This window comes from Streptomyces sp. NPDC002958, assembly GCF_055563255.1.
In genome coordinates this window covers 36,083-62,373 of the sequence record NZ_JBVHDS010000014.1, presented here as the reverse complement: position 1 = coordinate 62,373, position 26,291 = coordinate 36,083, and the positions used below count along the sequence as shown (strand labels likewise).

24 protein-coding genes and 1 pseudogene are annotated in these 26,291 nt (G+C 68.1%); 4 read left to right on the top strand and 21 right to left on the bottom strand.

Going from position 1 to position 26,291, the window contains the following annotated elements:
• Positions 1–17: 17 nt before the first annotated feature.
• The 9 genes from tatA to ACZ3IC_RS22975 form a co-directional block, all read right to left on the bottom strand.
• A complete protein-coding gene (gene tatA, locus ACZ3IC_RS23015; RefSeq protein WP_467418666.1) occupies positions 18–308 on the bottom strand; it encodes a Sec-independent protein translocase subunit TatA in 291 nt (96 codons plus the stop codon).
• Between the two features lie 261 nt (positions 309–569).
• Complete coding sequence (locus tag ACZ3IC_RS23010) at positions 570–767, bottom strand: hypothetical protein (protein ID WP_467418665.1); 198 nt, start codon at positions 765–767, stop codon at positions 570–572.
• Between the two features lie 95 nt (positions 768–862).
• Positions 863–1,132, bottom strand: coding sequence for a hypothetical protein (locus ACZ3IC_RS23005; RefSeq protein WP_467418663.1), 270 nt, complete (start codon positions 1,130–1,132; stop codon positions 863–865).
• Between the two features lie 19 nt (positions 1,133–1,151).
• A complete protein-coding gene (locus ACZ3IC_RS23000; protein ID WP_467418661.1) occupies positions 1,152–2,108 on the bottom strand; it encodes a helix-turn-helix transcriptional regulator in 957 nt (318 codons plus the stop codon).
• A gap of 14 nt (positions 2,109–2,122) precedes the next feature.
• Positions 2,123–3,076 carry a helix-turn-helix transcriptional regulator gene (locus ACZ3IC_RS22995; RefSeq protein ID WP_467418659.1) on the bottom strand — a complete coding sequence of 318 codons (954 nt, stop codon included), beginning with the start codon at positions 3,074–3,076 and terminating at the stop codon, positions 2,123–2,125.
• 113 nt (positions 3,077–3,189) lie between these two features.
• A complete protein-coding gene (locus ACZ3IC_RS22990) occupies positions 3,190–3,564 on the bottom strand; it encodes an FKBP-type peptidyl-prolyl cis-trans isomerase (RefSeq protein WP_467418657.1) in 375 nt (124 codons plus the stop codon).
• A 43-nt stretch (positions 3,565–3,607) separates the two neighbouring features.
• Positions 3,608–4,561: an FKBP-type peptidyl-prolyl cis-trans isomerase gene (locus ACZ3IC_RS22985; protein ID WP_467418655.1), complete on the bottom strand. Its 954-nt coding sequence runs from the start codon at positions 4,559–4,561 to the stop codon at positions 3,608–3,610.
• Between the two features lie 121 nt (positions 4,562–4,682).
• On the bottom strand, positions 4,683–6,044 hold the full coding sequence (pafA, locus tag ACZ3IC_RS22980) for a Pup--protein ligase (protein WP_093541264.1): 1,362 nt from the start codon (positions 6,042–6,044) through the stop codon (positions 4,683–4,685).
• A gap of 9 nt (positions 6,045–6,053) precedes the next feature.
• Entirely contained in the window at positions 6,054–7,313 is a 1,260-nt protein-coding gene (locus tag ACZ3IC_RS22975; RefSeq protein ID WP_467418652.1) for an MFS transporter, read from the bottom strand.
• 132 nt (positions 7,314–7,445) lie between these two features.
• On the opposite strand from ACZ3IC_RS22975, the gene ACZ3IC_RS22970 reads away from it, so the two are divergent.
• Positions 7,446–8,486: a LacI family DNA-binding transcriptional regulator gene (locus ACZ3IC_RS22970; protein ID WP_467418650.1), complete on the top strand. Its 1,041-nt coding sequence runs from the start codon at positions 7,446–7,448 to the stop codon at positions 8,484–8,486.
• 52 nt (positions 8,487–8,538) lie between these two features.
• Here ACZ3IC_RS22970 and prcA read toward each other — a convergent pair whose 3' ends face one another.
• The 6 genes and pseudogenes from prcA to arc form a co-directional block, all read right to left on the bottom strand.
• Positions 8,539–9,366 carry a proteasome subunit alpha gene (gene prcA, locus ACZ3IC_RS22965; protein WP_467418648.1) on the bottom strand — a complete coding sequence of 276 codons (828 nt, stop codon included), beginning with the start codon at positions 9,364–9,366 and terminating at the stop codon, positions 8,539–8,541.
• A gap of 58 nt (positions 9,367–9,424) precedes the next feature.
• Positions 9,425–10,270 carry a proteasome subunit beta gene (prcB, locus tag ACZ3IC_RS22960; protein WP_467418646.1) on the bottom strand — a complete coding sequence of 282 codons (846 nt, stop codon included), beginning with the start codon at positions 10,268–10,270 and terminating at the stop codon, positions 9,425–9,427.
• Positions 10,222–10,412 (bottom strand): annotated as a pseudogene (locus ACZ3IC_RS22955) (endonuclease domain-containing protein); the annotation flags it as partial. The gene prcB and the pseudogene ACZ3IC_RS22955, both read right to left, overlap by 49 nt.
• Before the next feature lie 97 nt (positions 10,413–10,509).
• Positions 10,510–10,728, bottom strand: coding sequence for a ubiquitin-like protein Pup (locus ACZ3IC_RS22950; protein WP_016325855.1), 219 nt, complete (start codon positions 10,726–10,728; stop codon positions 10,510–10,512).
• Between the two features lie 118 nt (positions 10,729–10,846).
• A complete protein-coding gene (dop, locus tag ACZ3IC_RS22945; RefSeq protein ID WP_467418644.1) occupies positions 10,847–12,358 on the bottom strand; it encodes a depupylase/deamidase Dop in 1,512 nt (503 codons plus the stop codon).
• 237 nt (positions 12,359–12,595) lie between these two features.
• On the bottom strand, positions 12,596–14,362 hold the full coding sequence (arc, locus tag ACZ3IC_RS22940) for a proteasome ATPase (RefSeq protein ID WP_467418642.1): 1,767 nt from the start codon (positions 14,360–14,362) through the stop codon (positions 12,596–12,598).
• A gap of 241 nt (positions 14,363–14,603) precedes the next feature.
• Between arc and ACZ3IC_RS22935 the strand changes: the two genes are divergently transcribed.
• Positions 14,604–14,915: a ferredoxin gene (locus ACZ3IC_RS22935; protein ID WP_467418640.1), complete on the top strand. Its 312-nt coding sequence runs from the start codon at positions 14,604–14,606 to the stop codon at positions 14,913–14,915.
• A 39-nt stretch (positions 14,916–14,954) separates the two neighbouring features.
• Here the strand turns inward: ACZ3IC_RS22935 and ACZ3IC_RS22930 are convergent, their stop codons facing one another.
• The 3 genes from ACZ3IC_RS22930 to ACZ3IC_RS22920 form a co-directional block, all read right to left on the bottom strand.
• Positions 14,955–15,533, bottom strand: a complete 579-nt coding sequence (locus ACZ3IC_RS22930) for a hypothetical protein (RefSeq protein ID WP_467418638.1) — start codon at positions 15,531–15,533, stop codon at positions 14,955–14,957.
• A 229-nt stretch (positions 15,534–15,762) separates the two neighbouring features.
• The gene (locus ACZ3IC_RS22925) at positions 15,763–16,668 is read right to left on the bottom strand and encodes a tRNA (adenine-N1)-methyltransferase (protein WP_266362854.1); all 906 of its coding nucleotides are present in this window, start codon (positions 16,666–16,668) and stop codon (positions 15,763–15,765) included.
• 61 nt (positions 16,669–16,729) lie between these two features.
• Positions 16,730–17,980 (bottom strand): site-2 protease family protein, encoded by a 1,251-nt coding sequence (locus ACZ3IC_RS22920; protein ID WP_467418636.1) that lies wholly within the window; start codon positions 17,978–17,980, stop codon positions 16,730–16,732.
• A gap of 173 nt (positions 17,981–18,153) precedes the next feature.
• Between ACZ3IC_RS22920 and ACZ3IC_RS22915 the strand changes: the two genes are divergently transcribed.
• Both ACZ3IC_RS22915 and ACZ3IC_RS22910 read left to right on the top strand, forming a co-directional pair.
• Entirely contained in the window at positions 18,154–18,999 is an 846-nt protein-coding gene (locus ACZ3IC_RS22915; protein ID WP_467418783.1) for a RecB family exonuclease, read from the top strand.
• 9 nt (positions 19,000–19,008) lie between these two features.
• Positions 19,009–19,680, top strand: a complete 672-nt coding sequence (locus tag ACZ3IC_RS22910; RefSeq protein ID WP_467418635.1) for a response regulator — start codon at positions 19,009–19,011, stop codon at positions 19,678–19,680.
• Positions 19,681–19,750: 70 nt separating this feature from the next.
• On the opposite strand, the gene ACZ3IC_RS22905 is transcribed toward ACZ3IC_RS22910, so the two are convergent.
• The 3 genes from ACZ3IC_RS22905 to metH all read right to left on the bottom strand — a co-directional run bounded on the left by ACZ3IC_RS22905 (position 19,751) and on the right by metH (position 26,052).
• The gene (locus tag ACZ3IC_RS22905; RefSeq protein ID WP_467418634.1) at positions 19,751–21,352 is read right to left on the bottom strand and encodes an ABC transporter substrate-binding protein; all 1,602 of its coding nucleotides are present in this window, start codon (positions 21,350–21,352) and stop codon (positions 19,751–19,753) included.
• A 365-nt stretch (positions 21,353–21,717) separates the two neighbouring features.
• Positions 21,718–22,419, bottom strand: a complete 702-nt coding sequence (locus tag ACZ3IC_RS22900; RefSeq protein ID WP_467418633.1) for an HAD family hydrolase — start codon at positions 22,417–22,419, stop codon at positions 21,718–21,720.
• Between the two features lie 120 nt (positions 22,420–22,539).
• The gene (gene metH / locus ACZ3IC_RS22895; protein WP_467418632.1) at positions 22,540–26,052 is read right to left on the bottom strand and encodes a methionine synthase; all 3,513 of its coding nucleotides are present in this window, start codon (positions 26,050–26,052) and stop codon (positions 22,540–22,542) included.
• Between the last annotated feature and the right edge of the window lie 239 nt (positions 26,053–26,291).

Below are 26,291 nucleotides of genomic sequence, written 5' to 3'. Positions count from 1 at the left end.
CTGCGTCGGCCCGGTTGTCAGCGCTTGGTCGAGTCGGTCGCCTCTGCGACCGGACGCGAACTGGTCACGTCACCGGGCGCGGCCTGGATGGTGCGCGGGGCCACCTGGTCCTGGGCGGCGTCGTTCGCCGGCTCGGCCGGGGTGGCCGACGGGCTGCCCTCGGACTTCATGGCCTTGGCCTCGCTCTTGAGGATGCGGGCCGACTTGCCGAGCGAGCGAGCCATGTCAGGAAGCTTCTTCGCGCCGAACAGCAGAACAATGACGACGAGGATCAGGATGATCTCGGGAGCGCCGAGCCTTCCGAACATATGCGTGTACCTTCTCACCGAGGCAGCAGGGGTGGGGCGGATCGAACGTCGGACGGACGCCCGATCGTTGTACTGTCAGCGATCGTATCCCGCAGGAGTAAACGCAGGGCAATACCCAGGCGTCCTTGCGATTACGACCCGCGCCTCGCTCTCAGGGCCGCGTTCAGCAGGGTACCCCCCGAACCCGAGAAACTGGAGGCCACGCACTCCCCGATCAATCGGCCCTGCTCACCGCCTCACACGATCGTAGGGGCGGTACATCTATCGCAACGTCTCACCGGTGGCGGCAAGATCCGTCGCGGCCCGTTCGAGGTCCTCCGCCGCCCGGTTGATGCGCTCGGTGGTTCGCTTCACCTGACGCCCCAGGCGCTGGGTCTCGATGAAGACCTTGACGGCCAGCACACCGAGGACGGCGATCCCGAGGAACCCCAGGGCGATGGCGAGCATGGGCCAGAACATGCGCAGAGCCTCAATGTGTCTAGGTGTCCGACGTTCTATGTCCGACGTTCTATGTCCGACGTTCTTCGTCCGACGTCAGTTCTATGTCCGACGTTCTAAAGGCTGGTATGGAGGCGCAGGGTCCGCACCCCACCACCGGTGAGGAGCTCAACTATCCGCTCCCCTGCGGGCTTACGGACGGCCGCACCGCACTCCGGGCAGGTGAAGGAGTAGAACGTCGTCCGGCGGCTGGCCCCTACGGCGAGGCGGATGGCGCCCGCCGCCAGCTCGAACCGCTCGCGGCAGTCCGGACAGGCAGCCTTGAACCGTACCGAATCGGGCACCACCACGGTCGGAATACCTGACACCACAGACATATTGCCCATATCTCCCACAGGTATCCGCTCAGACCGGTTCGTCATAGGCGGCGAGCGCCGCACGGGCCGCCTGCCGTGCGCTCTGTGCCAGTTCCGGCGGGGAGACGATGCGGCCTTCCCGGCCGAGACGCAGCGCAAGCCTGCGCAGCGAGGCCGGATCGGGGGTGCGCAGGGCGATCCGCAGCCCGCCGTCGGGCAGCTCCTGGGCGCTGTCGTGCGGGTAGTACTCGGCGACCCACCGACCGCCGGGGCCCACCTCGACCACGACCTCCGGGTCCTCGGCCGCCGGCTGGACGAGTCCTTCGGACAGGTCCCGCAGTTCGAGCTCGGGCGGCGCGGCCGGCTCGTCCAGCAGCCGGATCTCGGCGACGCGGTCGAGCCGGAACGTACGCCGGTCCTCGGAGGACCTGCACCAGGCCTCCATGTACGTATGCCCCACGGCGAACAGCCGGATCGGGTCCACCTCGCGCTCGGTGAGCTCGTCGCGCGCGGGCGAGTAGTAGCGCAGCCAGAGCCGACGCCGTTCGGAGATCGCCCGGTCGACATCGGCGAAGACACCGCCCTCGGACTCGAAGGTGACCGACAGCCTCGAGCTCGCTGCCCCCACCTCACCGGCCGCGGTCTCCAGCTTCGCGGTGGCCCGCAGCAGCGCCTGCCGGTCGCTCTCGCGCAGCCCCGGCAGCGTGGCCACGGCGCGGGCGGCGACCAGAAGCGCCGTCGCCTCGTCGGCCGCGAGCCGCAGCGGCTCCGCGACATCATCCGGGTTGTGCCACCAGATCCGGTCGCCGTCGGTGTCGATGTCCAGCAGGTCCCCGCCTCGGAAGCTCGTACCGCACATGGGCAGCACGTCGAGGTCCGAGATCAGCTCGTCCTCGGTGATCCCGAAGGCGCGGGCGACGTCCTGGACATGGGCGCCGGGGCGCTCACGCAGATATGTCACCAGGGAGAGCATCCGGCGGGTCTGGTCGATCGCGTTCGTGGCCATGATTACGGTGCCCCTCAGTCCTTGGCCACGGCGCGCAGCCGGTCCACCACATCGGCCCGCAGATCGGCGGGGTCCTGTACGACGACGTCCGGACCGAACTCGACGAGCCAGGCATCCAGACCGTGTCCGTACGGAATCTCCAACTCGTCCCACCCGTCCCCGAGTTCCCGGACCGATATGGCGCGCGAGCGCAGCGGGTATCCGGCACCGGCCCGCAGCCTGATCAGCGCGGTCCGGGTTGCCGTCTCCCCCGCCCAGCTCTCGACGGTCTCGCGGACGGTCACGACATCGGGCACCTCTACGGTGAACGCCCCGGCCCGGGAGCGGACCCGGCCGCTGATCCGGGAGAGCCGGAACACCCGCTCGGCGCCGCGGTCCCGGTCCCAGCCGGCCAGGTACCAGTGGCCGCGCCAGCACTCCAGCGTCCACGGCTCGACCTGGCGCTGCTCGGGCCGGGCGGCGTTGGCCTTGCGGTAGTCGAAGGTCACCGGGCGGCGGTCCCGGCAGGCCAGCATCAACGGCTCGAATGCGGCCTCGTGAACGGGGATGCGGGGTTCGAGGGCGCTGTGCACCTCGTACGCGTCCTCGGCCTCCGGCATGCCCGCGGCCCGAAGCTTCTGCAACGCACCGCTGGCGGCACCGGCCAGCCGCGCCTGCTGCCAGACCTTGGCGGCGAGTCCGAGCGCGGCGGCCTCCTCGGCGTCCAGCGTGATCGGGGGCAGCCGGTTGCTGTCGCGGCGGGCGAGATATCCCGTGTCGCCGTCCAGGTTCTCCACGGTCTCGATGACCAGACCGAGCTCGCGCAGATCGTCCTTGTCGCGCTCGAACATCCGGTTGAACGCGTCGTCGGAACCCGCTTCCAGATAGGCCTCGATGGAACCACGCAGCTCGCGCTTGCTCAGCGGGCGCCGGGTTCCCAGCAGACACAGCGCCAGGTTCATCAGCCGCTCGGCCTTGGCAATCGCCATCGACGCCCTTTCTGTTTTGCCCTACAACCGTCGACCGTACCGCTCCGCGCTGTCCGGACAAAAAGCGAGGGCCCGCACCTTGCGGCACGGGCCCTCGTATCGCACGGTGCGGATCAGGCGGCGACCAGGTCGCAGACGAAGATCAGCGTCTCGCCGGGGGCGATACGGCCGCCACCGGCGCCGCGGTCGCCGTACGCAAGGTGCGCGGGAATGGTCAGCTGGCGGCGGCCGCCGACCTTCATGCCCTGCACGCCCTTGTCCCAGCCGGAGATGACCTGACCGGCACCGAGCTGGAACTGCAGCGGGGTGCCGCGGTTCCAGGAGGCGTCGAACTCCTCGCCGGTGGAGAAGGCCACGCCCACGTAGTGGACGGAGACGGTGTCGCCCGCCTTGGCCACCGCGCCGTCGCCTTCCCAGATGTCCTTGATCTCCAGGTCGGCCGGCGGCTCGCCACCCGGGAAGTCGATCTCGGGCTTGTCGATGCTCACTGACTTGCTCCTCTTAATGATGAACTGGGCAACCGGGACAGTCTTACACCTTTGCCAGGATGTCCACGGCGAACACCAGCGTGGACTTGGCGGGGATGGTCCCCTGCGCCTTGTCACCGAACCCCTGGTCCGGCGGAATGACGAGGAGCACACGGCTGCCGACCTTCTTGTCGACCAGACCGTTCTTGAGCCCCTTGAGGGTGACCTGGTCGAGCGGGAAGGTCTGCGTCTGGCCCGCGGTGTAGGTGCTGTCGAACGTCTTGCCGTCCTTCCACAGCAGACCCACGTAGTTCACGACGACGCTGTCGGTGGCCTTCACCACATCGCCCTTGGACTCCAGGATGTAATTGGAGACGAGCTTCGTCGGCGGGTCGCTCTTGGTGGGGATGGTGACCTTGGGAGCCTTGCCGTCCGTGTTGGTGCCGACCTTGGGCAGGTCGATGTTGTCCTGGGCGACCGCGGTGCCCTTGGCGGACGCCGGGATCTGCGTCGACTTCAGAATGTCGACCACGAAGACGAGCGTGGCGTTCGGCTTGATGTCGCCCTGGCCCTGCGCTCCGTAACCGAGGTCCGGCGGAATGACCAACTGGACCCTGCTGCCGACCTTCTGGCCGACGAGGCCCTTGTCCCAGCCCTGGATGACCATGCCGGCGCCGAGGGTCAGATCGAACGGCTGCTTGCGGTCGAAGCTGTTGTCGAACGGCTTGTCGGAGTCCCAGGCCTGGCCGAGGTAGTTGACCTGGATCGCGTCGCCGTTCTTGAGCGTGGCACCGTCACCCTGGCTGACGACCCTGGTCTTCAGCTCCTTCGGCGGGTTCCCCGTGCCCTTGGACAGAGTGGGCTTCTCGCCGAACTTCGCGCCCGCGGTGATCGCGGGGAACCCGTCCTTGGACGCGGCGGAAGCGGAAACGGAATCGGAAGCGGAGCCCTTGTCGTTGCCACAGGCCGCTGTCAGCAGCAACAGGGGGACGACGAGAAGGCCGGCAAGTCGGCGCACTTGTTCCTCAGATCTCAGACGGCACAGTTGATTGAGTCCCCGACACTCTAGGGCGTACGCGGGGCCCCGCACGAGGAACGTACGGGGCCCGCGTCGGGAGCCGGGGCTGTCCTGCGCCGGCTCACATACCCGCGATCAGCTTCTCCACTCGGTCGTCCACCGAACGGAAGGGGTCCTTGCACAACACCGTGCGCTGCGCCTGGTCGTTGAGCTTGAGATGGACCCAGTCGACGGTGAAGTCCCGCCGCTGCTCCTGGGCCCTGCGGATGAAGTCCCCGCGCAGCCGTGCCCTGGTCGTCTGCGGAGGCACGGACTTGCCCTCGAAGATCTTCAGGTCGTTGCAGACACGAGCGGCCTGCCCCTTGCGCTCCAGCAGGTAGTACAGGCCGCGACGGCGGTGGATGTCGTGGTAAGCGAGGTCTATCTGAGCGACCCTCGGGTGCGACATCGTCATGTTGTGCTTGGCCCGGTACCGCTCGATGAGCTTGTACTTCATCACCCAGTCGATCTCGGTCTCGATCCGGTCGAGGTCCTCGGCCTCGATCGCGTCGAGCGTCCGGCCCCACAGTTCCAGGACCTGTGCGACCGTTCCCGTGCGGATGCCACGGCGGTCGACGAAGTCGACGGCCTTCTCGTAGTACTCGCGCTGCACCTCGATGGCGGACGCCTCACGGCCACTGGCCAGGCGCACCTTGCGCTGCCCCGTGGTGTCGTGACTTACCTCGCGGATCGCCCGGATCGGGTTCTCCAGCGTCAGATCCCGCATCACGGTGCCCGCCTCGATCATGCGGAGCACCAAGTCGGTCGCGCCGACCTTGAGGAGCATGGTCGTCTCGGACATGTTGGAGTCACCGACGATGACATGGAGGCGGCGGTACCGCTCCGCGTCCGCGTGCGGTTCGTCACGCGTATTGATGATCGGGCGGGAACGCGTCGTGGCGGAACTGACGCCCTCCCAAATGTGCTCGGCACGCTGGCTGACGCAGTAGACGGCGCCTCGCGGCGTCTGCAGCACCTTGCCGGCGCCGCAGATCAGTTGCCTCGTGACGAGGAAGGGGATGAGGATGTCCGCGAGCCGGGAGAATTCTCCATGCCGCGCCACGAGGTAGTTCTCATGGCACCCGTAGGAGTTACCCGCCGAGTCGGTGTTGTTCTTGAAGAGATAGACGTCGCCCGCGATTCCCTCCTCGTGCAGGCGGCGTTCGGCGTCGACGAGCAGGCCTTCGAGAATGCGCTCGCCGGCCTTGTCGTGGGTGACCAGCTCAGTCAGGTTGTCGCATTCGGGGGTTGCATATTCCGGATGCGATCCCACGTCGAGGTAGAGGCGGGCGCCGTTCCGCAGAAAGACATTGCTGCTGCGGCCCCATGACACAACACGGCGGAAGAGGTAGCGCGCCACTTCATCAGGAGACAGTCGGCGCTGTCCCCTGAACGTGCACGTGACGCCGTACTCGTTCTCCAGCCCGAAAATGCGGCGGTCCATGACTGAACATTACGCCTGATGGCCTGAGCTGAAACCGGGTTCGACAGCACCGTTTCGATCATTTTCCGATCCTTGTACAGCAACGGCCGTATGCCCGGGAACTGCGAGGGCCTTTCCCGTGGCCAGCAGAACCAGCAGCGCCGCCACGCCACCGGCCCCCGCGACGGCGAAACTCCACGCCGTCCCGCCCAGCTCGACGGCCGGGCCCGCCACGGCCGTTCCCACCGCAGCGCCCACCCCGAACGTCGTCACGAGCCAGGAGAACGCCTCGGTCACCGTGCCCCGCGGAGCATGCCGGTCGACCACAATGAACGAGCACGCGATCGCAGGCGCCAGGAAAACTCCGGCCAATGCCGCCAGAGCGGTCATGGCGACCACCCCCGGGGTCAGCATCAGCGGCAGATAGCCCAGTGCCAGCAGTGCGACGATGACCCGCAGCCGGCGCTCCGGAGCCCCGGCCCACTGCCGCGCCCCGTACACCGCACCGCCGACCAGCGCGCCCAGCCCGAGCGCGGCCATCAGCCAGCCGTACACCGACTCCCGGCCGTGGTCGTCGGCATAGGCCACCCCGGCCACGGTGATCGAACCGAGGGCGAGCCCGACGAAGAAGAACGAGCCGAGCAGCGCCAGCAGCCCCGGCGAGCGCAGCGCGCCCAGCCAGTGCGCCTCACGGGGTGCGGAACGCCAGGCGCGGGAGGGCTCGGAGAGGACAACGGAGAGCGCCCCCAGGACCCCTATCGCATTGATGACGAGCAGGGCGGCGGCGGGCGACCAGAGGGAGACGAGCACCGTCACCAGCAACGGGCCCACGGTGAACATGACCTCCTGGGCGACGGCGTCCATCGCGTACGCCCGGTGCACCCGCTCCTCGCCGCCCAGAACGGTCGGCCACAGGGCCCGCAGCCCACCCTCCAGCGGCGGGGTGAACACACCGGCCACGATCACCGCCCCGTAGGCCAGCGGCAGCGACCCCAGGCCCACCAGCGCCAGCATGGCCATACCCGACGCCGACACCACGGAGGCCGGGAACTGGACGCGCGGCTGGCCGTACAGGTCCACGGCACGGCCCAGCAGCGGCTGCCCGACCGCGGTGGAGAGCCCGTACACGGCCGCGAGCGCGCCGGCGAGGGTGTAGCTGCCGCCCTCGGCCCGGGTGAACAGCACGATCGCGATATGGGCCGTGCCGTTCGGCAGCCGCCCCACCAGCGTTCCCACCAGCAGCCGGGCGGCGTGCCGCGCCCGGAGGATGTCCAGATATCCCGCGGCCATGTCCCGCCCCTCTCGCCCGGGCGCTCTTCCGGCACCTCAAGGTTTTACGTATAACTTCAGGGTCATACGTACCATGTGCCCAGTCCGCAGGTCCACCTCACGGCGCCTGCCCATCCCAGCCCGGAGGCCCGAGTGACCAGCACACCACAGCCCGCTCCGGCCCGTCCCACCAGCCGCGATGTCGCGCGCGCCGCAGGCGTCTCGCAGGCCACCGTCTCCCTCGTGCTCGGGGACAAGTGGCGCGGCAGGGTCTCCGAGGCCACCGCCGGGCGCGTACGGGACGCTGCCCGGGGCCTCGGCTACCAGCCCAATCTCGCCGCCCGCAACCTCCGCCTCGGCCACACCAGGACCGCGCTGCTGGTCGTCCCCGCTCTCACCACCGAATTCTTCGCGCGGGTCTACACCGGCGCCGCCGCGGTCGCCGCCGAACACGGCTTCGGGGTCGTCCTCTACCCGTCCCCGGAAGGCACGGGTCCGGCCAGGGACCCCTTCGCGTCGGCGCGCGCCTCCCTCGACGGGGTGATCGCCTCCTCCATGGCCGCGGGCGCACTCGACGCGCTGCGCGGCGCCGGACTGCCGCTGGTCATGCTCGACAGCGACCCGGCGGACACCGGCGTCGCGGCCCGGGTCAATCTCGACATCGCCGACGGCATGCGGCAGGTCGCGGAACATCTGCTCGCGCTCGGCCACCGCCGCTTCGTCCACCTCGCGTCGGCGGTCGATTCCTGGACGTTCGCCGTCCGCGCCCGGGCGCTCCACGACACCCTGGGGACGGTGTCCGGCACCTCTGTAAGGACCATCACGGCGACGCTCGACGTGCACGCCGGGCGCGAAGCCGCGGAGCACGCGCTCGCCGCCTCCGGCCCCCGGCCCACCGCCCTCGTCTGCGACGACGACATCCTCGCTGCAGGCGCCTGCAAGGCTGCCCGCAGACTCGGACTCCGGGTCCCCGACGATCTGTCCGTCACCGGTTTCGACGATCTGGCCCTGGCCACGGCCGTCGAACCGGAGCTCACCACCGTGCAGCTGCCCGCCGAGCAGGTCGGCGAACGCGGCATGGCCGCCCTGCTGGCGGTCCTGGACGGCCACCCGGCCGAGCCCGGCAGCCTGCCCGTGCACCTGGTGGCACGCGATTCTTCGGCGCCCCCGCCCGCGGACGGTCCGCTGTCATGAGGGTGCCCCGGTCCGCCGGGAAGGGCGAACCGGGCCACCGGCAAGCACTGGACTACTCCTCGGAGGACTCCACGTCCCCACCGGAGTCGGTGGACTTGGTGACATCCCTCGTACCCGTGGGAGACCCGGACTCCTCGCCGTCCTCGATGTCGGAGGGGGCATCCGTCGGCGCGGAGCCGCCGTCCGCCTCCAGCAACCGCGCCAGCTGTCGGCCGACGATCCGCTTGAACTTCCGCTGCTGCGGCCTCGTACGGTCCAGGACCGCGACCTCCAGCCGCTCCGCGGGGATCTCCCGCTCACTGCCGTTGGGATCGCGGGACAGTGCCTGCACCGCCAGCTTGAGCGCCTCGGCAAGCGTCATCCCGTCCCGGTGCCGCTGGTCCAGGAAGGTGCTGATCTGCTCGGCGTTCCCGCCGACCGCGACCGAGCCGTGCTCGTCGACGATCGAGCCGTCGTGCGGCAGCCGGTAGATCTGGTCACCCTCCGGCTCGGCGCCCACCTCGGCGACCACCAGCTCCACCTCGTACGGCTTCTCGGCCGCGCTGGAGAAGATGGTGCCCAGCGTCTGCGCGTAGACGTTGGCCAGCCCACGTGCCGTCACATCGTCACGGTCGTAGGTGTATCCACGCAGATCGGCGTAGCGCACACCGCCGATGCGGAGATTCTCGTACTCGTTGTACTTACCGGCGGCGGCGAAACCGATCCGGTCATAGATCTCGCTGAACTTGTGCAGCGCACGGGACGGGTTCTCACCGACGAACACAATGCCGTCGGCGTACTGCAGCACAACCAGGCTGCGACCACGGGCGATGCCCTTCCGGGCGTATTCCGCCCGGTCGGCCATGGCCTGCTGGGGTGAGACATAGAACGGCGTCGACACCGGTTATCCGTCCCTTTCTGTCAGTGACGAGAGCATCGAAGAAGCAGCGGAACGGGGGTCAGAGCAGCGCGGCGCGCGGGCCGTCGGGCTGTTCCATCCGGCGTTCCAGAATCGAGTGGGCGATCTCGGAGGATTCCGCCTCGGCCAGCTTCCGGAAGCCCTCGTCGGTGATGACGGTGACGATCGGATAGATCCGCCGGGCCACATCGGGACCGCCGGTCGCCGAATCGTCGTCGGCGGCGTCGTACAGCGCCTGTACGACCAGGGTGAGAGCCTGCTGCTCTGTCAGATCCTCGCGGTAGAGCTTCTTCATCGAGCCACGGGCGAAGATCGCCCCGGAGCCGGTGGCCGCGTACCCGACTTCCTCGGAACGGCCGCCGGTGACGTCGTACGAGAAGATCCGGCCCTTCTCGCGGTCGACGTCGAAACCGGCGAAGAGCGGCACGATGGCGAGGCCCTGCATGGCCATCGCCAGATTGCTGCGGATCATCGTGGAGAGCCGGTTCGCCTTGCCCTCCAGGGAGAGCTGGGCGCCCTCGACCTTCTCGAAGTGCTCCAGCTCCAACTGGAAGAGCTTGACCATCTCCACGGCCAGTCCGGCCGTGCCGGCGATGCCCACCGCCGAATACTCGTCGGCCGGGAATACCTTCTCGATGTCGCGCTGTGCGATCACATTGCCCATGGTCGCCCGCCGGTCACCGGCCAGGACCACGCCGCCGGGGAAGGTCGCCGCGACGATGGTCGTGCCGTGCGGCGCCTCGATGGCCCCCTGCAGGGGCGGCAGGTTCCGCTTGCCCGGGAGCATCTCGGGAGAATGGTCGGACAGGAAATCCATGAACGAAGAGGATCCCGGCGTCAGGAAGGCAGCTGGTAGACGCCCGGTGCTACGAGTGTTGGCTTCCACGCGTTTCCCTCCAGGTATGCGACGGCCCTGCGCAAGGTGTCAGGATCGTCTCCCAACGTATTGATGGCCGAATTGCAGTCGATGCGGTTACGCCACGGACCCTACCCGTCCCGCGGCCGCGATCCACATGAACTGCGGGGGCAGCTGCACGGCCTGCGGCGCCGCTTGTGCCCGCGCGGTACGGGCCGACTTCGCCCGTACCGCGCGCGCCTCTACCAACCCGCGTTCACATTCGTGAACTACTGTCCACCCTTTTGAACGAAGGAACGCACAAAGTCCTCTGCGTTCTCCTCGAGTACGTCATCGATCTCGTCCAGAACCGAGTCGACATCGTCGCTCAGCTTCTCCTGGCGCTCCTTGAGGTCCTCGGAGGCCTGCGCGTCCTGCGCCTGCTCCTCGACCTCCTCGGTGGAACGCGTCGCCTTCTGCTGTCCGCCGCCGGTGTCCTTGGTCGCCATTTAGCTCACCCCGCTCGGTTCGAAGCACTTGATCAGACCCTACCCACCAGGTCCGACATCGGCCCGGTACCCCAGACGTCCGGGGGGTCATCCCCATGATTCCCCGATCGCGCCCTTTTCAGCCGCCCGACAGCACCTGGACCAGCTCTTCCGCCGTGCGGCAGCGGTCCAGGAGCTCCTTGACGTGGTTGCGGGTGCCACGCAGCGGTTCCAGGGTGGGCACCCGTTGCAGCGAGTCATGGCCCGGCAGGTCGAAGATGACCGAGTCCCAGGAGGCCGCGGCCACGTCGTCGGCGTACTGCTCCAGGCAGCGGCCGCGGAAATAGGCCCTGGTGTCCTCCGGAGGCTTCGTACGGGCCTTCTCGACCTCGCCCTCGTCCAGCAGGCGCTTCATCTTCCCGCGGGCCGCCAGACGGTTGTACAGGCCCTTCTCGGCCCTCACATCGGCGTACTGGAGATCCACCAGGTGCAGACGCGGCGCGTCCCAGTCCAGGTTGTCACGGCGGCGGTAGCCCTCCATGAGCTCCCGCTTGGCGATCCAGTCGAGCTCGCCGGACAGGCTCATCGGATCGTTCTCCAGCCGGTTGAGAGTGTCCTCCCAGCGGATCAGGACGTCCTTGGTCTGCTCGTCGGTGTCCGCCCCGTACCGTTCCTCGACGTATTTGCGGCCCAGCTCGAAGTACTCCATCTGGAGCTGCACCGCGGTGAGGGTACGGCCGCTGCGCAGCGTGATCAGATGCTTCAGCGTCGGGTCGTGGGAGACGTGGTGCAGCGTGCGCACCGGCTGGTCCACCGCGAGATCGACGTTGATGAAGCCGTCCTCGATCATGGAAAGGACCAGGGCGGTGGTGCCGAGCTTGAGATAGGTGGAGATCTCCGAGAGGTTCGCGTCACCGATGATCACATGGAGCCGGCGGTACTTCTCGGCGTCGGAGTGGGGTTCGTCGCGGGTGTTGATGATCGGGCGCTTGAGGGTGGTCTCGAGGCCGACCTCGACCTCGAAGTAGTCGGCTCGCTGACTGATCTGGAAGCCGTGCTCATGGCCGTCCTGGCCGATCCCCACGCGTCCCGCTCCGGTGATCACCTGACGGGAGACGAAGAACGGGGTCAGATGGCGCACGATGTCGGAGAAGGGGGTTTCCCGCTTCATCAGATAGTTCTCGTGCGTGCCGTACGAGGCGCCCTTGTTGTCGGTGTTGTTCTTGTAGAGGTGGATCGGCTGGGCGCCGGGCAGCTGGGCCGCGCGCTCGGCCGCTTCGGCCATGACGCGCTCGCCGGCCTTGTCCCAGAGGACCGCGTCCCGCGGATTGGTGACTTCCGGGGAACTGTATTCGGGGTGCGCATGGTCGACGTAGAGACGGGCCCCGTTGGTGAGGATGACATTGGCGAGGCCGATGTCCTCGTCGGTGAGCTGGCTGGAGTCCGCGGTCTCGCGGGCGAGGTCGAAACCTCGCGCGTCCCGCAGCGGGTTCTCCTCCTCGAAGTCCCAGCGGGCGCGGCGCGCCCGGTGCATCGCCGCTGCGTAGGCGTTGACGATCTGGGACGAGGTGAGCATGGCATTGGCGTTGGGGTGGCCGGGGACGGAGATCCCGTACTCCGTCTCGATGCCCATTACTCGCCGTACGGTCATGCGGCCCTCCTTGCCCGGCGGCGCCCCCCTTGAGGGGGCGGCGCTCAAGTACCGCGGCTTGTCCGGTGCGTGTGCGGTGCCCGCCCCCGCACTGCGCGACCGGGCGGTACGCAAGAGCCTAGAGCGACTCTGTGCTAGTGGGGAGATCAATTACGTCATTGCTGCGGTGTCGCGTGAGCTGTCCGGAAAACAACCGGCTGCGGATGCCCGGCCGGGCACCCGCAGCCGGTCTGCGTTCTACAGGTACTGCCCGGTATTCGCCACCGTGTCGATGGAGCGACCGGTGTCCGCGCCCTGCTTTCCGGTGACAAGCGTACGGATGAAGACGATCCGCTCGCCCTTCTTGCCGGAGATCCTGGCCCAGTCGTCCGGGTTGGTGGTGTTCGGCAGGTCCTCGTTCTCCTTGAACTCGTCCACGCAGGCCTGGAGGAGATGGGAGACGCGAAGGCCCTTCTGGCCCTGGTCGAGGAAGGCCTTGATGGCCATCTTCTTGGCCCGGTCGACGATGTTCTGGATCATCGCGCCGGAATTGAAGTCCTTGAAGTAGAGGACTTCCTTGTCGCCGTTGGCGTACGTGACCTCGAGGAAGCGGTTCTCCTCGGACTCGGTGTACATCCGCTCGACGACGGACTGGATCATGGCGTGCGCGGCGGCTTCCTTGGAGCCCGTGTGCTCCGCGAGGTCGTCGGCGTGCAGGGGCAGCGAAGGCGTGAGGTACTTCGCGAAGATGTCCTTCGCGGCCTCTGCGTCGGGGCGCTCGATCTTGATCTTCACATCGAGGCGGCCGGGTCGCAGGATCGCGGGGTCGATCATGTCCTCGCGGTTGGAGGCGCCGATGACGATGACGTTCTCCAGGCCCTCGACGCCGTCGATCTCGGCGAGCAGCTGGGGAACGATGGTGTTCTCCACGTCCGAGCTGACGCCGGATCCCCGGGTGCGGAAGAGGGACTCCATCTCGTCGAAGAAGACGATGACGGGGGTACCCTCGCCCGCCTTCTCACGGGCACGCTGGAAGACCAGGCGGATGTGCCGCTCGGTCTCACCGACGTACTTGTTGAGGAGTTCCGGGCCCTTGATGTTGAGGAAGTAGCTCTTGCCCGCGGGCTGGCCGGTGACCTCGGCAACCTTCTTGGCAAGGGAGTTGGCCACGGCCTTGGCGATGAGTGTCTTGCCGCAGCCGGGCGGGCCGTACAGCAGGATGCCCTTCGGCGGCCGCAGTTCGTGTTCCTTGAACAGGTCGGGGTGAAGGTAGGGGAGCTCGACCGCGTCCCGGATCAGCTCGATCTGGTCGCCCAGACCGCCGATCTTGTCGTAGTCGATGTCCGGAACTTCTTCGAGGACGAGCTCTTCGACCTCGCTCTTGGGGACCACTTCGTAGACGTAGCCGGACCTGGGTTCGAGCAGCAGGGCGTCGCCCGGGCGGATGGTGATGTCCAGCAGCGGCTCGGCGAGCCGTACCACCCGTTCCTCGTCGGTGTGCCCGATGACCAGGGCCCGCTCGCCGTCCTCGAGGATTTCCTTGAGGGTGACGATGTCTCCGGCCCGCTCGAATTCCATGGCGTCGACCACGTTGAGCGCTTCGTTGAGCATGACTTCCTGACCGCGCCGGAGGTCGTCGAGCTCAACGCTGGGGCTGACATTCACCCGGAGCTTTCGGCCCCCGGTGAAGATGTCGCAGGTGCCGTCCTCATTGCTCTGCAAGAACACACCGAAACCGGCCGGCGGCTGTGCGAGCCGGTCGACTTCTTCCTTGAGGGCCACGATCTGGTCGCGGGCCTCGCGAAGTGTGTTGGCGAGCCGCTCATTCTGCGCGGACACGCCTGCCAGGTTGGTCTGCAACTCGACGATCCGCTCTTCGAGAATCCTCGTATGGCGCGGAGAGTCGGCGAGCTTACGTCGCAGGACGGCGATTTCCTGCTCGAGATAGGCGACCTGGCCGGCTGGGTCTTCGGACCCCCGCCCGGGCCGGATGCCGCGGTTGATGTCGTCGTCGTGGGCTGCCACGGTCCTCACCTCCTCCAAGGGGAGCTGGACGCTTCCTGACCCTACCTGGGTGGGTGATGATTGAAACCCCTAGATCACAAAGACTGCGGGGCGTGTCCGATCTTCACCCTTGCGTTCCCCCTCGTGTCAGGGGAATACCCACCCTTCAACATCGGAAAGCGGCCGGTTGTATCGTCGAACCGTTCAACACCCGTCAGGGCTGGCTTCTTTTGGTTCGGATACGCAGGGAACGACAGGAGAAATGACCGTGCAGCAGGACGCTCCCACCGGCAGCGGCACGCAGGACCTGGAGGTCTGGATCGACCAGGACCTCTGCACGGGAGACGGTATCTGCGTGCAATACGCACCCGAGGTGTTCGAGCTGGACATCGACGGTCTGGCGTACGTGAAGAGCGGCGACGACGAGCTGTTGCAGGACAAGGGGGCGACGACCCCCGTGCCCCTGCCGCTCATTCAGGACGTGGTCGATTCGGCCAAGGAGTGCCCGGGCGAGTGCATCCATGTACGTCGTGTTTCGGACAGGGTCGAGGTGTACGGTCCCGAGACCGCCTGATCCGGCGGCTTCGGGCGTCCGGGCACGCGCGGTGACCGATCAGACACTGCTCGGGGCGGTCTGGGCGGCGCGGACGAATGCGCCGCCCCGCCACTGCCAGGTGACGTCTTCCTGCTGGTCGGGGCAGCAGCGCGGGACGGCGGCCGAGGTGTAGCCGAGCAAGGTGGCGGAGATGATTCCGTCACCCACGGCGAGATCGCCGACGCTCATCTCCTGGGCGGGGTCCACCAGGGTCGCCACGACCCTCGGTGCGGCCCCGCTTCCCTGTGTGAGGACGTAGACGCCGCTGGGCGGGGTACCGGATCCGGCCGCACAGTGGACCACGGCGACGGTCTCGGGGCGCTGGTCGCCGTCGAGGTCGCCGGATGCCTGTTTGGCCACGGTGTTCTCCAGCCCGCCGCATTCCAGGGGGAAAACCGCCCGCGCCGGATCGGGTGCGGCAACGGGCGCTGTGCCGTGCTGCGCGGTCGTGCGGTGGGGGGGCGAGGCAGAGGCCACGGGGTCGGGCTCGAGCGTGCCGGCGACTGCGATGACAGCGGCCATGGCTGTCGCGGTGGCGAGCCAGTGCAGCGGCTTGGTGTCGGTGTGCGCGAGGTCCGGGAGCTCGGAGGTCTGCACGCGGAATGTCTCCTGTGGTTCCTGTGATTCAAGGATGCCTGGGTGGGCGGTGTCGCCGCTGGGACGTCCGCGGTGGCGTGGGATGGCCAGCATCGTGCCACACCTCACAGAACAGGGGAACGGTGGGGTCGGTACGGATGGCGCATCCGTACCAACAACGAAAAGGAGCCGCCGCCGAGTTCCCGGGTCGGTCCGGGAACTCGGCGGCGGCGCCGGTACGTTGTGCGTCTCAGCCGCGGGAGGAGCCGCTCTGGCTGCCTGGACCGTCGTAGTCCTCGCCATAGGCGCCCTTGGCGGGGCGGCGGCGGCGCAGCGGGGCCTCCACACCGTCGGCCAGGCGGCGGGCGGTGACGAGGAATCCGGTGTGGCCGATCATGCGGTGGTCCGGGCGGACGGCCAGGCCCTCGACGTGCCAGTTGCGGATCATCGATTCCCAGGGCTGCGGTTCGGCGAAGCAGCCGATCTCACGGATGGACTCGACGGTCCGCGCGAGCTGGGTGGTGGTCGCGACGTACGCGCAGAGAATGCCACCGGGCACGAGTGCCTTGGAGACGGCCTCCAGGCACTCCCAGGGGGCGAGCATGTCGAGGATGACACGGTCGACGTCGGTGTCCGAGAGGTTGTCCTGGAGGTCGCCGACGGTGAGCTGCCAGGCGGGGTGCGGTTCGCCGAAGTAGCGCTCCACGTTCTGCCGGGCGATCTCGGCGAAGTCCTCGCGGCGCTCGTAGGAGTGCAGCATGCCCTGGTCGCCGATGGCGCGCAGCAGGAAGGTGGAGAGTGAGCCGGAGCCGACGCCGGCTTCCACGACGCGGGCGCCGGGGAAGATGTCGGCGAAGGCCAGGATCTGCCCCGCGTCCTTGGGGTAGACCACGGCGGCGCCGCGGGGCATGGACAGGACGTAGTCGGGGAGCAGGGGGCGCAGCGCGAGATAGGCGACGTTTCCCGTGGTTCGGACAACACTGCCCTCGGGGGCACCGATCAGCTCGTCGTGCGGGAAAGAACCCTTGTGGGTGTGGAAGTTCTTTCCGGCTTCGAGCGTGAAGGTGTAGTGGCGTCCCTTGGGATCGGTGAGCTGGACCTGGTCCCCGACCTTGAAGGGCCCGCGTCGGCGGGCGGCACCGGTCGGTTCAGACATGTGACCAGCGTACCGGTGATTCCCCGGGCTCCGACCGCGAGTCCGGGCGGATGCCGGGCGGTCAGGCGGCGGGTCGGGCCAGGGCGGCGACGAACGCCCGTTCGACATCGGCGGTGGACAGCACACCGTAGATCTCGCCGGTCTCCTCAAGGACGAGGTATTCGGTGGCGGGGCTGGCCTTGAGCCGGTCCAGAAGCGCTTCGCCGGCCAGCTCGGCGGAGATCTTCATGCCCTCGGTGAGGTCCTGGGCGAGGGTGCTGACGGCCACCCAGGGGCGACGGTGTTCGGGGATGGAGACGATGGCCGTTTCGCGGACGACGCCCTTGGGTTCGCCGTGTCCGTCGACGACGACGAGAGCGCGTGCGCCCGCCTCGTTGGCGCGGCGCAGGGCCTCGGAGAGCGGGGTGGCGGCCTCCACCGGGACGGCACGCCGGGTGAGAGTGCGGGCGCGCAGTCCGGGAAGGTGTTCGCGCAGGCGGGCCATGCGCAGGCTGTTGCCCGCTCCGGTCCAGATGATGGCGGCGAGGATGGCGGCGAGCAGCGCATCGGTGACGGTGTCCATGCCGCCCAGGTCGCCGGGGTCGTTCCCCAAGGAGCCGGTGTGGGTGAGCAGCGGGAGGCCGATGAGGGTGACGACGGCGAGGGCGCGGCCGACCCAGGCGGCGGCGACGGTGCCGCTCATCGGCCGGCCGGTGATCTTCCACACGACGGCGCGGAGCATGCGTCCACCGTCGAGCGGGAGGCCGGGCAGCAGGTTGAAGGCGGCCACCAGGAGGTTGGAGATCATCAGTCCGGCGAGAAGGACACCTGGCACGGTGCCGGCTGCGACGAACATCCTCCCGGCGTAGAAGACTCCGGCGAGCACCAGGGAGAGCAGAGGGCCGACGAAGGCGAGAACGAATTCGCGGCCGGGGGTCTCGGATTCCTTCTCGATCTCGGAGACGCCGCCGAAGAACTGGAGCTGGATGCGGCGCACCGGCAGTTTGTAGCGCAGCGCGACGACCGTGTGGGCGAGTTCGTGGACGAGTACGGAGGCGTAGAAGGCGATCGCGAAGAAGAGGGAGACCAGGTAGCGAGCCGCGCCGAGCTCGGGCAGTACCCGTTCGAGCTGACCGCCGAAGACCCAGGTGATCAGTGCGGCCACGAGGAACCAGCTGGGCGCGACGTACACGGGCACGCCGAAGAGACGGCCCATGAGCAGGCCGCCGCCGGGCTCTTCGGGACGCCGCGGTTCGCCCTTCTCGGGGCCGGCGCCGGGGGCCGTTCCCCCTGCACCGGGCTGCGGCCGCCCGTTGTCGCCGCTCTCGTCCACGGGGTCCCTTCGGTCGGTGCCGTTTTCGGCACGATCACGCAGTGTGCGAGGCTGTGTGGTCGATGGTATGCCGCCGGCTGTCAGTGGCGGGCCGTAGGGTCGTCGACATGACCTCCCTGCCGCGGCCTCCTCAGCCGCCTTCGTCCCTGTCGCCGTCGCGGGCGAGCGATTTCATGCAGTGTCCTCTGCTGTACCGCTTCCGGGTCATCGACAAACTGCCGGAGAAGCCCAGCGAGGCAGCCACCCGGGGCACGCTGGTGCACGCGGTACTGGAGCGCCTCTTCGACAACCCGGCGGCGGAACGTACGACCGGCCGGGCCACGGCGCTCATCCCCGCCCAGTGGGACCGGTTGCTGGAGTCGAAGCCGGAGCTGTCGGAGCTGTTCGCGGAGGATGCCGGGGGCGAGCGATTGTCGCGTTGGCTCTCGGAGGCGGAGAGCCTGGTGGAGCGGTGGTTCTCGCTGGAGGATCCGACGCGTCTGGAGCCCGCCGAGCGGGAGCTGTTCGTCGAGACGGAGCTGGAGTCGGGACTGCGGCTGCGCGGGGTGATCGACCGGATCGATGTGGCGCCCACGGGCGAGGTCCGGATCGTCGACTACAAGACGGGGAAGGCGCCGCGCCCGGAGTATGCGGAGGGCGCGCTCTTCCAGATGAAGTTCTACGCCCTGGTGATCTGGCGGCTGAAGGGCTTGGTCCCGCGCCGGCTCCAGCTCGTCTACCTCGGCAGCGGGGACATCATGACGTACGACCCGGTGGTGGCGGATCTGGAGCGGGTCGAGCGGAAGCTGCTGGCGCTCTGGGACGCGATCCGGCTGGCGACAAAGACGGGCGAGTGGCGGCCCCGGCCGACGAAGCTGTGCGGCTGGTGCGACCACAAGTCGGTCTGTCCAGAATTCGGCGGCACTCCCCCGGTATATCCGTTGTCGGTACGCCCGGCGGAGTCGGAGCAGGATGTCCAGGGCAGAATGGACCCGGTCCATGCTGAGGCCGGCCGGCCTGTGGCCCTCGAAGGACCTTAAGGAGACCCTGTGGCTATCCGCGTCCTACTGGTCGATGACCAACCGCTGCTGCGCACCGGCTTCCGGATGATTCTGGAGGCGGAGGGTGATCTCGCGGTGGTGGGCGAGGCGGGTGACGGCCTCCAGGCTCTCGACCAGGTGCGGGCGCTGCAGCCCGATGTGGTGCTGATGGACATTCGTATGCCGCGGATGGACGGCGTCGAGGCGACCCGTCAGATCACCGGTCCGGGCCGGGACGGGCCGGCGAAGGTGCTGGTACTGACCACGTTCGATCTCGACGAGTACGTGGTGGAGGCGTTGCGCGCCGGCGCCAGTGGCTTCCTGTTGAAGGACGCTCCGGCCAATGAGCTGGTGCAGGCCATCCGTGTGGTCGCGGCGGGCGATGCGATGCTCGCCCCGAGCGTCACCCGCAGGCTGCTCGACAAGTACGCGGACCATCTGCCCTCCGGCGAGGAGCCGGTACCCGACACCCTGCACACGCTGACGGACCGTGAGGTCGAGGTGCTGAAGCTGGTGGCGCGCGGTCTGTCGAATGCGGAGATCGCCGCGGATCTGTTCGTCAGCGAGACGACGGTGAAGACGCATGTCGGCCATGTGCTGACCAAGCTCGGTCTGCGCGACCGGGTGCAGGCGGCGGTGTACGCGTACGAGAGCGGCCTGGTGCGCCCCGGCGCCCAGTGAGCGGACCTGGAAACGCTCCGAGCAGGGGCGACGCCCCGACCGGGTGCGGCCGGGGCTCTGTCGTCCGTGCTCAGGCGGTGCCGTCGCCCAGCTCCCAGAGCTGGAGGTGGGCGGAGGAGTTGACCGCCCATTCGACGCCGGTAAGGCCTTCGCGGGAGGCGACGTACTGCTTGCCCTGCCAGATCGGCAGTACGGGTACGTCGGTGGCAACGATGTCCTGGAGCTGCTTGAAGGTCTTGGCCGAGGCTCTGCGGTCGGTCTCGCGGCGGGACTGCGGGATGAGCGTCTCCTGAGCCAGGGCCGACTCGTAGGGCGAGTTGAGGAAGTTGTCCTTGTCGAGGAACGGCGCCATGTAGTTGTCGGGGTCCGGGAAGTCGGGGGACCAGCCCATGCCGTAGACGGCGTAGTCGCCGCGCAGCTGCGCAGGGCGGTACTCCGCCCAGGGAGTGCCCTTGACGGTGACGTCGAACAGCCCGGTGTCGTTGAACTGCTTCTTCAGGGCCTTGAACTCGGTGGCTGTGGCGGTGCCGAAGCGGTCGGTCGTGTAGTTCAGGGTGAGCTTCACCGGGGTGTCGATGCCCGCGGCGCGCAGGATCTCGGCGGCCTTAGCGGTGCTGGGCTCGCCGTACTTGTTGTAGAACGAGTTGGTGTGCGCGGTGATACCGGACGGGATCAGCGAGTACAGCGGGTCGGCCGTGGTGCCGTACACCTTGCTCGCGATCTCACCGCGGTCGACGACCTGGGCCATGGCCTGGCGGACGGCCTTGTTCTTCACGGCCGGGTCATCGGTATTGAAGCCGAGAAAGCGGACGCCGAGACCGGGAATCTCGGTGAGCTTGATGCCGCTCTTGGGGTTTTCGAGCATCTGCCGGGACCGCTCCGGCGACATGGCGTGGGTCATCATGTCGATCTTCTTGTCGTCGAAAGCCTTTTCCATCGCCTTCGCGTCGGGGAAGAGAGCCAGCTCGACCTCGTCGTTCCGTATCTTCAGATCCCCCTTGTAGTGGGGGTTTTTTGTGAAGAGGACCTTGACGACCTGGTTGCGCTCGACTTCCGGCTTCATGGTGTACGGGCCGGAACCGTCCACCTGGAATCCGGTACGCGCGGACTTCGCCGCGTACTTGCTCCGCGGCACGATCCCGGCGACCGGGGTGGCGAGCTTGTACGGGAACGTGGCGTCCGGCGTGCGGAGATGGAAGATGACCTCGCGCTCGCCCTGCGTCTCGACCGTGTCGATGTTGGCGAGCAGGGCGGCGGGGCCGTTGGCTGCGTTGATGCGGATGACACGGTCGATGGAGTACTTCACGTCATCGGCAGTGATCGCCTCGCCACTGGCGAACTTCAGGCCCGCGCGCAGCTTGCAGCGGTAGCTCTCGTTCTGGGTGTCCGTGAAGGTACAGCTCTCAGCGGCTTCCGGCACCGGCTCGCCGCCGCCGCGCGGCACATGCATCAGGGTCTGCACGGTCTGCCGGAGCACGTTCCATACGCCCGCTTCGTAGCCGATGGCGGGGTCGAGCGGTGCGGGGTTGTCCTTCGAGGCGACGACCTGGTCCGTGGTGCCGACAACGATGGCGGCTCCGCCGTCGCTCCCGTCGCCCGACGCGCCGCAGGCGGCGAGTGCGGGCGCGAGCAGGCCGACGACGGCCGGCAGCACCAGAGTCTTGCGGTTCATCTTGGACGCTCTCCCTCATTCGGGCACTGAGAGAGCGACATTAGTAGGCGTCGTCGGCAATGCCGGACCAGAGGTGTCCCGATGCGCAATCAGGCGGTGATGGGAAATAGCGGCGAGTCGATTTCCCCGGCAGGGGAAGGTCTCACACAGATCACCATCAACCGGGACACTCCAACAGCCCAAGACGGACGCCGCAGGGGATCTTGAATAGCGTTCGAACGCGATTCCGGTGACAAATCTCACGCCCGAGCGCCTTTCTTTGCTTTGCGTGCGCCCGACTTACACACACCTGTGTGCGACAGAAAAAGCACCATCCGACGCCGAGAGTTTTTCTGTTTATTCACAAAACACTCTCGATGTGCGGATCACTGCATTCCTTTGACCAAGCCCCGGAGAAACGCGAGATCGACTTCTTCGAGCGAACCCACGACCACTCGGCCGGACGCGGGGGCGATCGGCGCGACGGACGGTACGGCGACCACCCGGCAGCCCGCCGCCTCCGCGGCCGCGACACCGGTCGCGGTGTCCTCGATGACCGCGCAGCGCTCGGGTTCCGCCCCGAAGCCGGACGCGGCGGTGAGATAGGGCTCCGGGTGCGGCTTCGTCCGGGAGACCTCGTCGCCCGCGACGGTGAGGGAGAAGTGGTGGTGGCCCACCGAGTCCAGCACCCGGTCGATGATCCGCCGGTGCGAGGCGGAGACCAGGGCTGTGGGCATCTCGTGCCGGGCCAGTTCGGCCAGCAGCCGTGCCGCGCCCGGCATCAGCGGCACACCGCGGCCGATGCGCCGCTCGAAGCGGTCATTGAGCAGCACGGTGAGTTCGGCGAGGGTGATGTCCGCGCCGGTGACATCCATGAGGTAGCCGGCGCTGCGGGTCATCGGCCCGCCGACCACCACGTCCCGCCAGGCCTCGTCGAGCTGGTGCCCGAGCTCGGCGAAGACCTCCACCTCTGCGTCCCACCAGAAGCCCTCGGTATCGACGAGGGTGCCGTCCATGTCGAGCAGGACGGCCTGCAGCGCGGCGCCTTCGGCCGTGCGGGTCATGGACGCGGGAACCGTGCTGGTCATCCGGCACACCTTCCGTAAGGGACGAGAAGGCCGGCCGCCATTTCCCGTGGGAAGGACGACCGGCCTGCACTGGACCGACCAGTGTACGACTTGTCCCGCTACCGCGCGTCGAACGCCGTCTTACCGCGCGTTGAAATACTTCGCCTCCGGATGATGGATGACGATCGCGTCGGTGGACTGCTCCGGGTGCAGCTGGAACTCCTCCGAGAGCTGCACACCGATCCGATCGGGCTGGAGCAGCTCGGCGATCTTCGACCGGTCCTCCAGGTCGGGGCAGGCGCCGTAGCCGAGGGAGAAGCGCGCGCCGCGGTACTTCAGCGCGAACATGTCCTCGACATCGGCCGGGTCCTCGCCGCCGAAACCGAGCTCTGAGCGGACCCGGGCGTGCCAGTACTCGGCGAGGGCCTCGGCCAGCTGTACGGACAGGCCGTGCAGCTCCAGGTAGTCGCGGTAGGAATTGGCCTCGAACAGCTTGGCGGTCTCACCGCCGATCTTCGAGCCGACGGTCACGACCTGGAGGCCTACCACGTCCCGCTCGCCGGACTCCTCGGGGCGGAAGAAGTCCGCGAGGCAGAGGCGGCGGCCGCGGCGCTGGCGCGGGAAGGTGAAGCGGGTGCGCTCGGAGCCGTCCTCGTGGAGCAGGATCAGGTCGTCGCCCTTGGAGACGCACGGGAAGTAGCCGTAGACGACGGCGGCTTCCAACAGGTTCTCGGTGTGGAGCTTGTCGAGCCAGCCGCGCAGGCGCGGGCGGCCCTCGGTCTCGACCAGTTCCTCGTACGTCGGTCCGTCGCCGGCGCGGGCCTGCTTGAGGCCCCACTGGCCCTTGAAGAGCGCGCCCTCGTCCAGCCAGGACGCGTACTCCTTGAGCTGGATGCCCTTGACGACCCGGGTGCCCCAGAACGGCGGGGTGGGGACCGGGTTGTCGACGGCGACGTCGGAGCGGACGCCCTCCTCGGGCTCGTCGACCTCCAGGACCGCCGTGTCCCGCTTGGGGACGCGGCGCTGCTTGAGTTCGGGGAGGGCGGCACCGGGGACGCCGCGCTTGACCGCGATCAACGCGTCCATCAGGCGCAGCCCCTCGAACGCGTCGCGGGCGTAGCGGACCTCGCCCTCGTAGAGCTCGTGGAGATCCTGCTCGACGTAGGCGCGGGTGAGCGCTGCGCCGCCGAGGATCACCGGGTAGTCGGCAGCCAGCTTGCGCTGGTTCAGCTCTTCCAGGTTCTCCTTCATGATCACGGTGGACTTCACCAGGAGACCGGACATGCCGATGACGTCGGCGCGGTGCTCCTCGGCCGCCTCCAGGATCGCGGAGACGGGCTGCTTGATGCCGAGGTTCACGACGTTGAAGCCGTTGTTGGACAGGATGATGTCAACGAGGTTCTTGCCGATGTCGTGGACGTCGCCGCGCACGGTGGCGAGCACGATGGTGCCCTTGCCCTCGGCATCGGACTTCTCCATGTGCGGCTCCAGGTAGGCCACCGCGGCCTTCATGACCTCGGCGGACTGGAGCACGAACGGCAGCTGCATCTGACCGGAGCCGAAGAGCTCGCCGACGACCTTCATGCCCTCCAGGAGGGTGTCGTTGACGATGTCGAGGGCCGGGCGGGTCCGGAGGGCCTCGTCGAGGTCGGTCTCCAGGCCGTTCTTCTCGCCGTCGATGATGCGGCGCTGGAGGCGCTCGTCGAGCGGCAGGGCGAGGAGTTCTTCGGCCTTGCCCGCCTTCATGGACTTCATGTTGACGCCCTCGAAGAGCTCCATGAGCTTCTGGAGGGGGTCGTAGCCCTCGGCGCGTCGGTCGTAGATGAGGTCGAGCGCGACCTTGACCTGCTCCTCGTCGAGGCGCGCGATCGGCAGGATCTTGGAGGCGTGCACGATCGCGGAGTCGAGACCGGCCTTGACGCACTCGTCGAGGAAGACGGAGTTCAGGACGACGCGGGCGGCCGGGTTGAGTCCGAAGGAGATGTTGGACAGACCGAGCGTGGTCTGTACGTCGGGGTGACGCTTCTTCAGTTCACGGATGGCCCCGATGGTGGCGATGCCGTCGCCCCGGGACTCCTCCTGACCGGTGCAGATGGTGAACGTCAGGGTGTCGACCAGGATGTCCGACTCCTTGATGCCCCAGTTGCCGGTCAGGTCCTCGATGAGCCGCTCGGCGACGGCGACCTTGTGTTCGACCGTACGGGCCTGGCCCTCCTCGTCGATGGTCAGGGCGATCAGCGCGGCGCCGTGCTCGGCGGCCAGCGCCGTGACCTTGGCGAAGCGGGACTCGGGTCCGTCGCCGTCCTCGTAGTTGACGGAGTTGAGGACGGCACGGCCGCCGAGCTTCTCCAGACCGGCCCGCAGGACGGGCAGTTCGGTGGAGTCGAGCACGATCGGGAGGGTGGAGGCGGTGGCGAAGCGGCCGGCCAGCTCCTCCATGTCCGCCACACCGTCGCGGCCCACGTAGTCGACGCAGAGGTCGAGCATGTGGGCGCCCTCGCGGATCTGGTCGCGGGCCATCTCCACGCAGTCGTCCCAGCAGCCCTCCAGCATGGCCTCGCGGAACTTCTTGGATCCGTTGGCGTTCGTACGCTCACCGATCGCGAGGTACGAGGTGTCCTGACGGAATGGGACGGTCTGGTAGAGGGAGGCGGCGCCGGGCTCGGGACGGGGCTCGCGGGTGGTGAGAGCGGAGCCGCGGACCCGGTCGACGAGCTGCCGCAGGTGCTCCGGGGTCGTACCGCAGCAGCCTCCGACCAGCGAGAGGCCGTACTCCTTGACGAACGTCTCCTGGGCGTCTGCGAGCCCCTCGGGACTGAGGGGGAAGTGTGCCCCGTCCTTGGTCAGGACCGGCAGTCCGGCGTTCGGCATGCAGAGCAGCGGGATACGGGAGTGGCGCGTGAGGTAGCGCAGGTGCTCGCTCATCTCCGCGGGGCCGGTCGAGCAGTTCAGGCCGATCATGTCGACGCCGAGCGGTTCCAGCGCGGTCAACGCGGCTCCGATCTCGGAGCCGAGCAGCATGGTGCCGGTGGTCTCGAATGCCAGCGAGCACAGCAGCAGGAGGTCGGTGCCCATCGCCTCCAGGGCGCGGCGCGCGCCGAGCACGGCGGCCTTGGTCTGGAGGAGGTCCTGCGTCGTCTCGATGATGAGTGCGTCGGCGCCGCCGGCGATCAGCCCCTCGGCGTTCTGCTGGAAGCCGTCGCGCAGCACGGTGTAGGGAGCGTGCCCCAGCGTCGGCAGCTTCGTACCCGGGCCCATGGAGCCGAGCACCCAGCGCTGCTGTCCGGTGGACGCCGTGAATTCGTCGGCGACCTCGCGGGCGATGCGCGCGCCGGACTCGGAGAGCTCGTGGATCCGGCCGGGGATGTCGTACTCGCCCAGGGCCGAGGCATTGGCCCCGAAGGTGTTCGTCTCGACGCAGTCCACGCCGACGGCGAAGTACTCCTGATGCACGGAGCGCACGATGTCGGGGCGCGTAACGTTCAGGATCTCGTTGCAGCCTTCGAGGTTCTGGAAGTCCTCGAGGGTCGGGTCCTGTGCCTGGAGCATGGTGCCCATGGCACCGTCTGCCACCACCACCCGGGTGGCGAGCGCCTCGCGGAGGGCTTCGGCTCGGTTCCGGCTGTCGGCGGAAGGGGTCGGCGACGAGGCCATGGATGTGCTCCCTGGGATGCGACGGCTGTCGGCTTTGCGTCTTCGGTGGAAGGCGCACCAGGCCAGCGTAGCCGGGCGGCGCCCGGGGCCGTCACTCCGTCCCACGGAACGGACGGCATGCTGTGCGGGGGGATGTCCGAATCGGAGGGGTGCCGCAGATTTCCTGCGCGCTCGAGCACGGGTCGGCATCGGCCGATAGTGTTCAGCATTGTCGAACCGAGGTGGAGGAGTACGGCGCG

What these genes read in the sequence shown, in the direction of transcription:
- ACZ3IC_RS22905 (WP_467418634.1), bottom strand. Translation starts at nt 21,352, where the DNA reads ATGAACCGCAAGACTCTGGTGCTGCCGGCCGTCGTCGGCCTGCTCGCG.
- ACZ3IC_RS22915 (WP_467418783.1), top strand. Translation starts at nt 18,154, where the DNA reads ATGCAGTGTCCTCTGCTGTACCGCTTCCGGGTCATCGACAAACTGCCG.
- ACZ3IC_RS23010 (WP_467418665.1), bottom strand. Translation starts at nt 767, where the DNA reads ATGTTCTGGCCCATGCTCGCCATCGCCCTGGGGTTCCTCGGGATCGCC.
- ACZ3IC_RS23005 (WP_467418663.1), bottom strand. Translation starts at nt 1,132, where the DNA reads ATGGGCAATATGTCTGTGGTGTCAGGTATTCCGACCGTGGTGGTGCCC.
- ACZ3IC_RS23000 (WP_467418661.1), bottom strand. Translation starts at nt 2,108, where the DNA reads ATGGCCACGAACGCGATCGACCAGACCCGCCGGATGCTCTCCCTGGTG.
- pafA (WP_093541264.1), bottom strand. Translation starts at nt 6,044, where the DNA reads ATGGACCGCCGCATTTTCGGGCTGGAGAACGAGTACGGCGTCACGTGC.
- tatA (WP_467418666.1), bottom strand. Translation starts at nt 308, where the DNA reads ATGTTCGGAAGGCTCGGCGCTCCCGAGATCATCCTGATCCTCGTCGTC.
- dop (WP_467418644.1), bottom strand. Translation starts at nt 12,358, where the DNA reads ATGACCGTACGGCGAGTAATGGGCATCGAGACGGAGTACGGGATCTCC.
- ACZ3IC_RS22925 (WP_266362854.1), bottom strand. Translation starts at nt 16,668, where the DNA reads ATGTCTGAACCGACCGGTGCCGCCCGCCGACGCGGGCCCTTCAAGGTC.
- ACZ3IC_RS22995 (WP_467418659.1), bottom strand. Translation starts at nt 3,076, where the DNA reads ATGGCGATTGCCAAGGCCGAGCGGCTGATGAACCTGGCGCTGTGTCTG.
- ACZ3IC_RS22935 (WP_467418640.1), top strand. Translation starts at nt 14,604, where the DNA reads ATGACCGTGCAGCAGGACGCTCCCACCGGCAGCGGCACGCAGGACCTG.
- metH (WP_467418632.1), bottom strand. Translation starts at nt 26,052, where the DNA reads ATGGCCTCGTCGCCGACCCCTTCCGCCGACAGCCGGAACCGAGCCGAA.
- ACZ3IC_RS22900 (WP_467418633.1), bottom strand. Translation starts at nt 22,419, where the DNA reads ATGACCAGCACGGTTCCCGCGTCCATGACCCGCACGGCCGAAGGCGCC.
- ACZ3IC_RS22950 (WP_016325855.1), bottom strand. Translation starts at nt 10,728, where the DNA reads ATGGCGACCAAGGACACCGGCGGCGGACAGCAGAAGGCGACGCGTTCC.
- ACZ3IC_RS22975 (WP_467418652.1), bottom strand. Translation starts at nt 7,313, where the DNA reads ATGGCCGCGGGATATCTGGACATCCTCCGGGCGCGGCACGCCGCCCGG.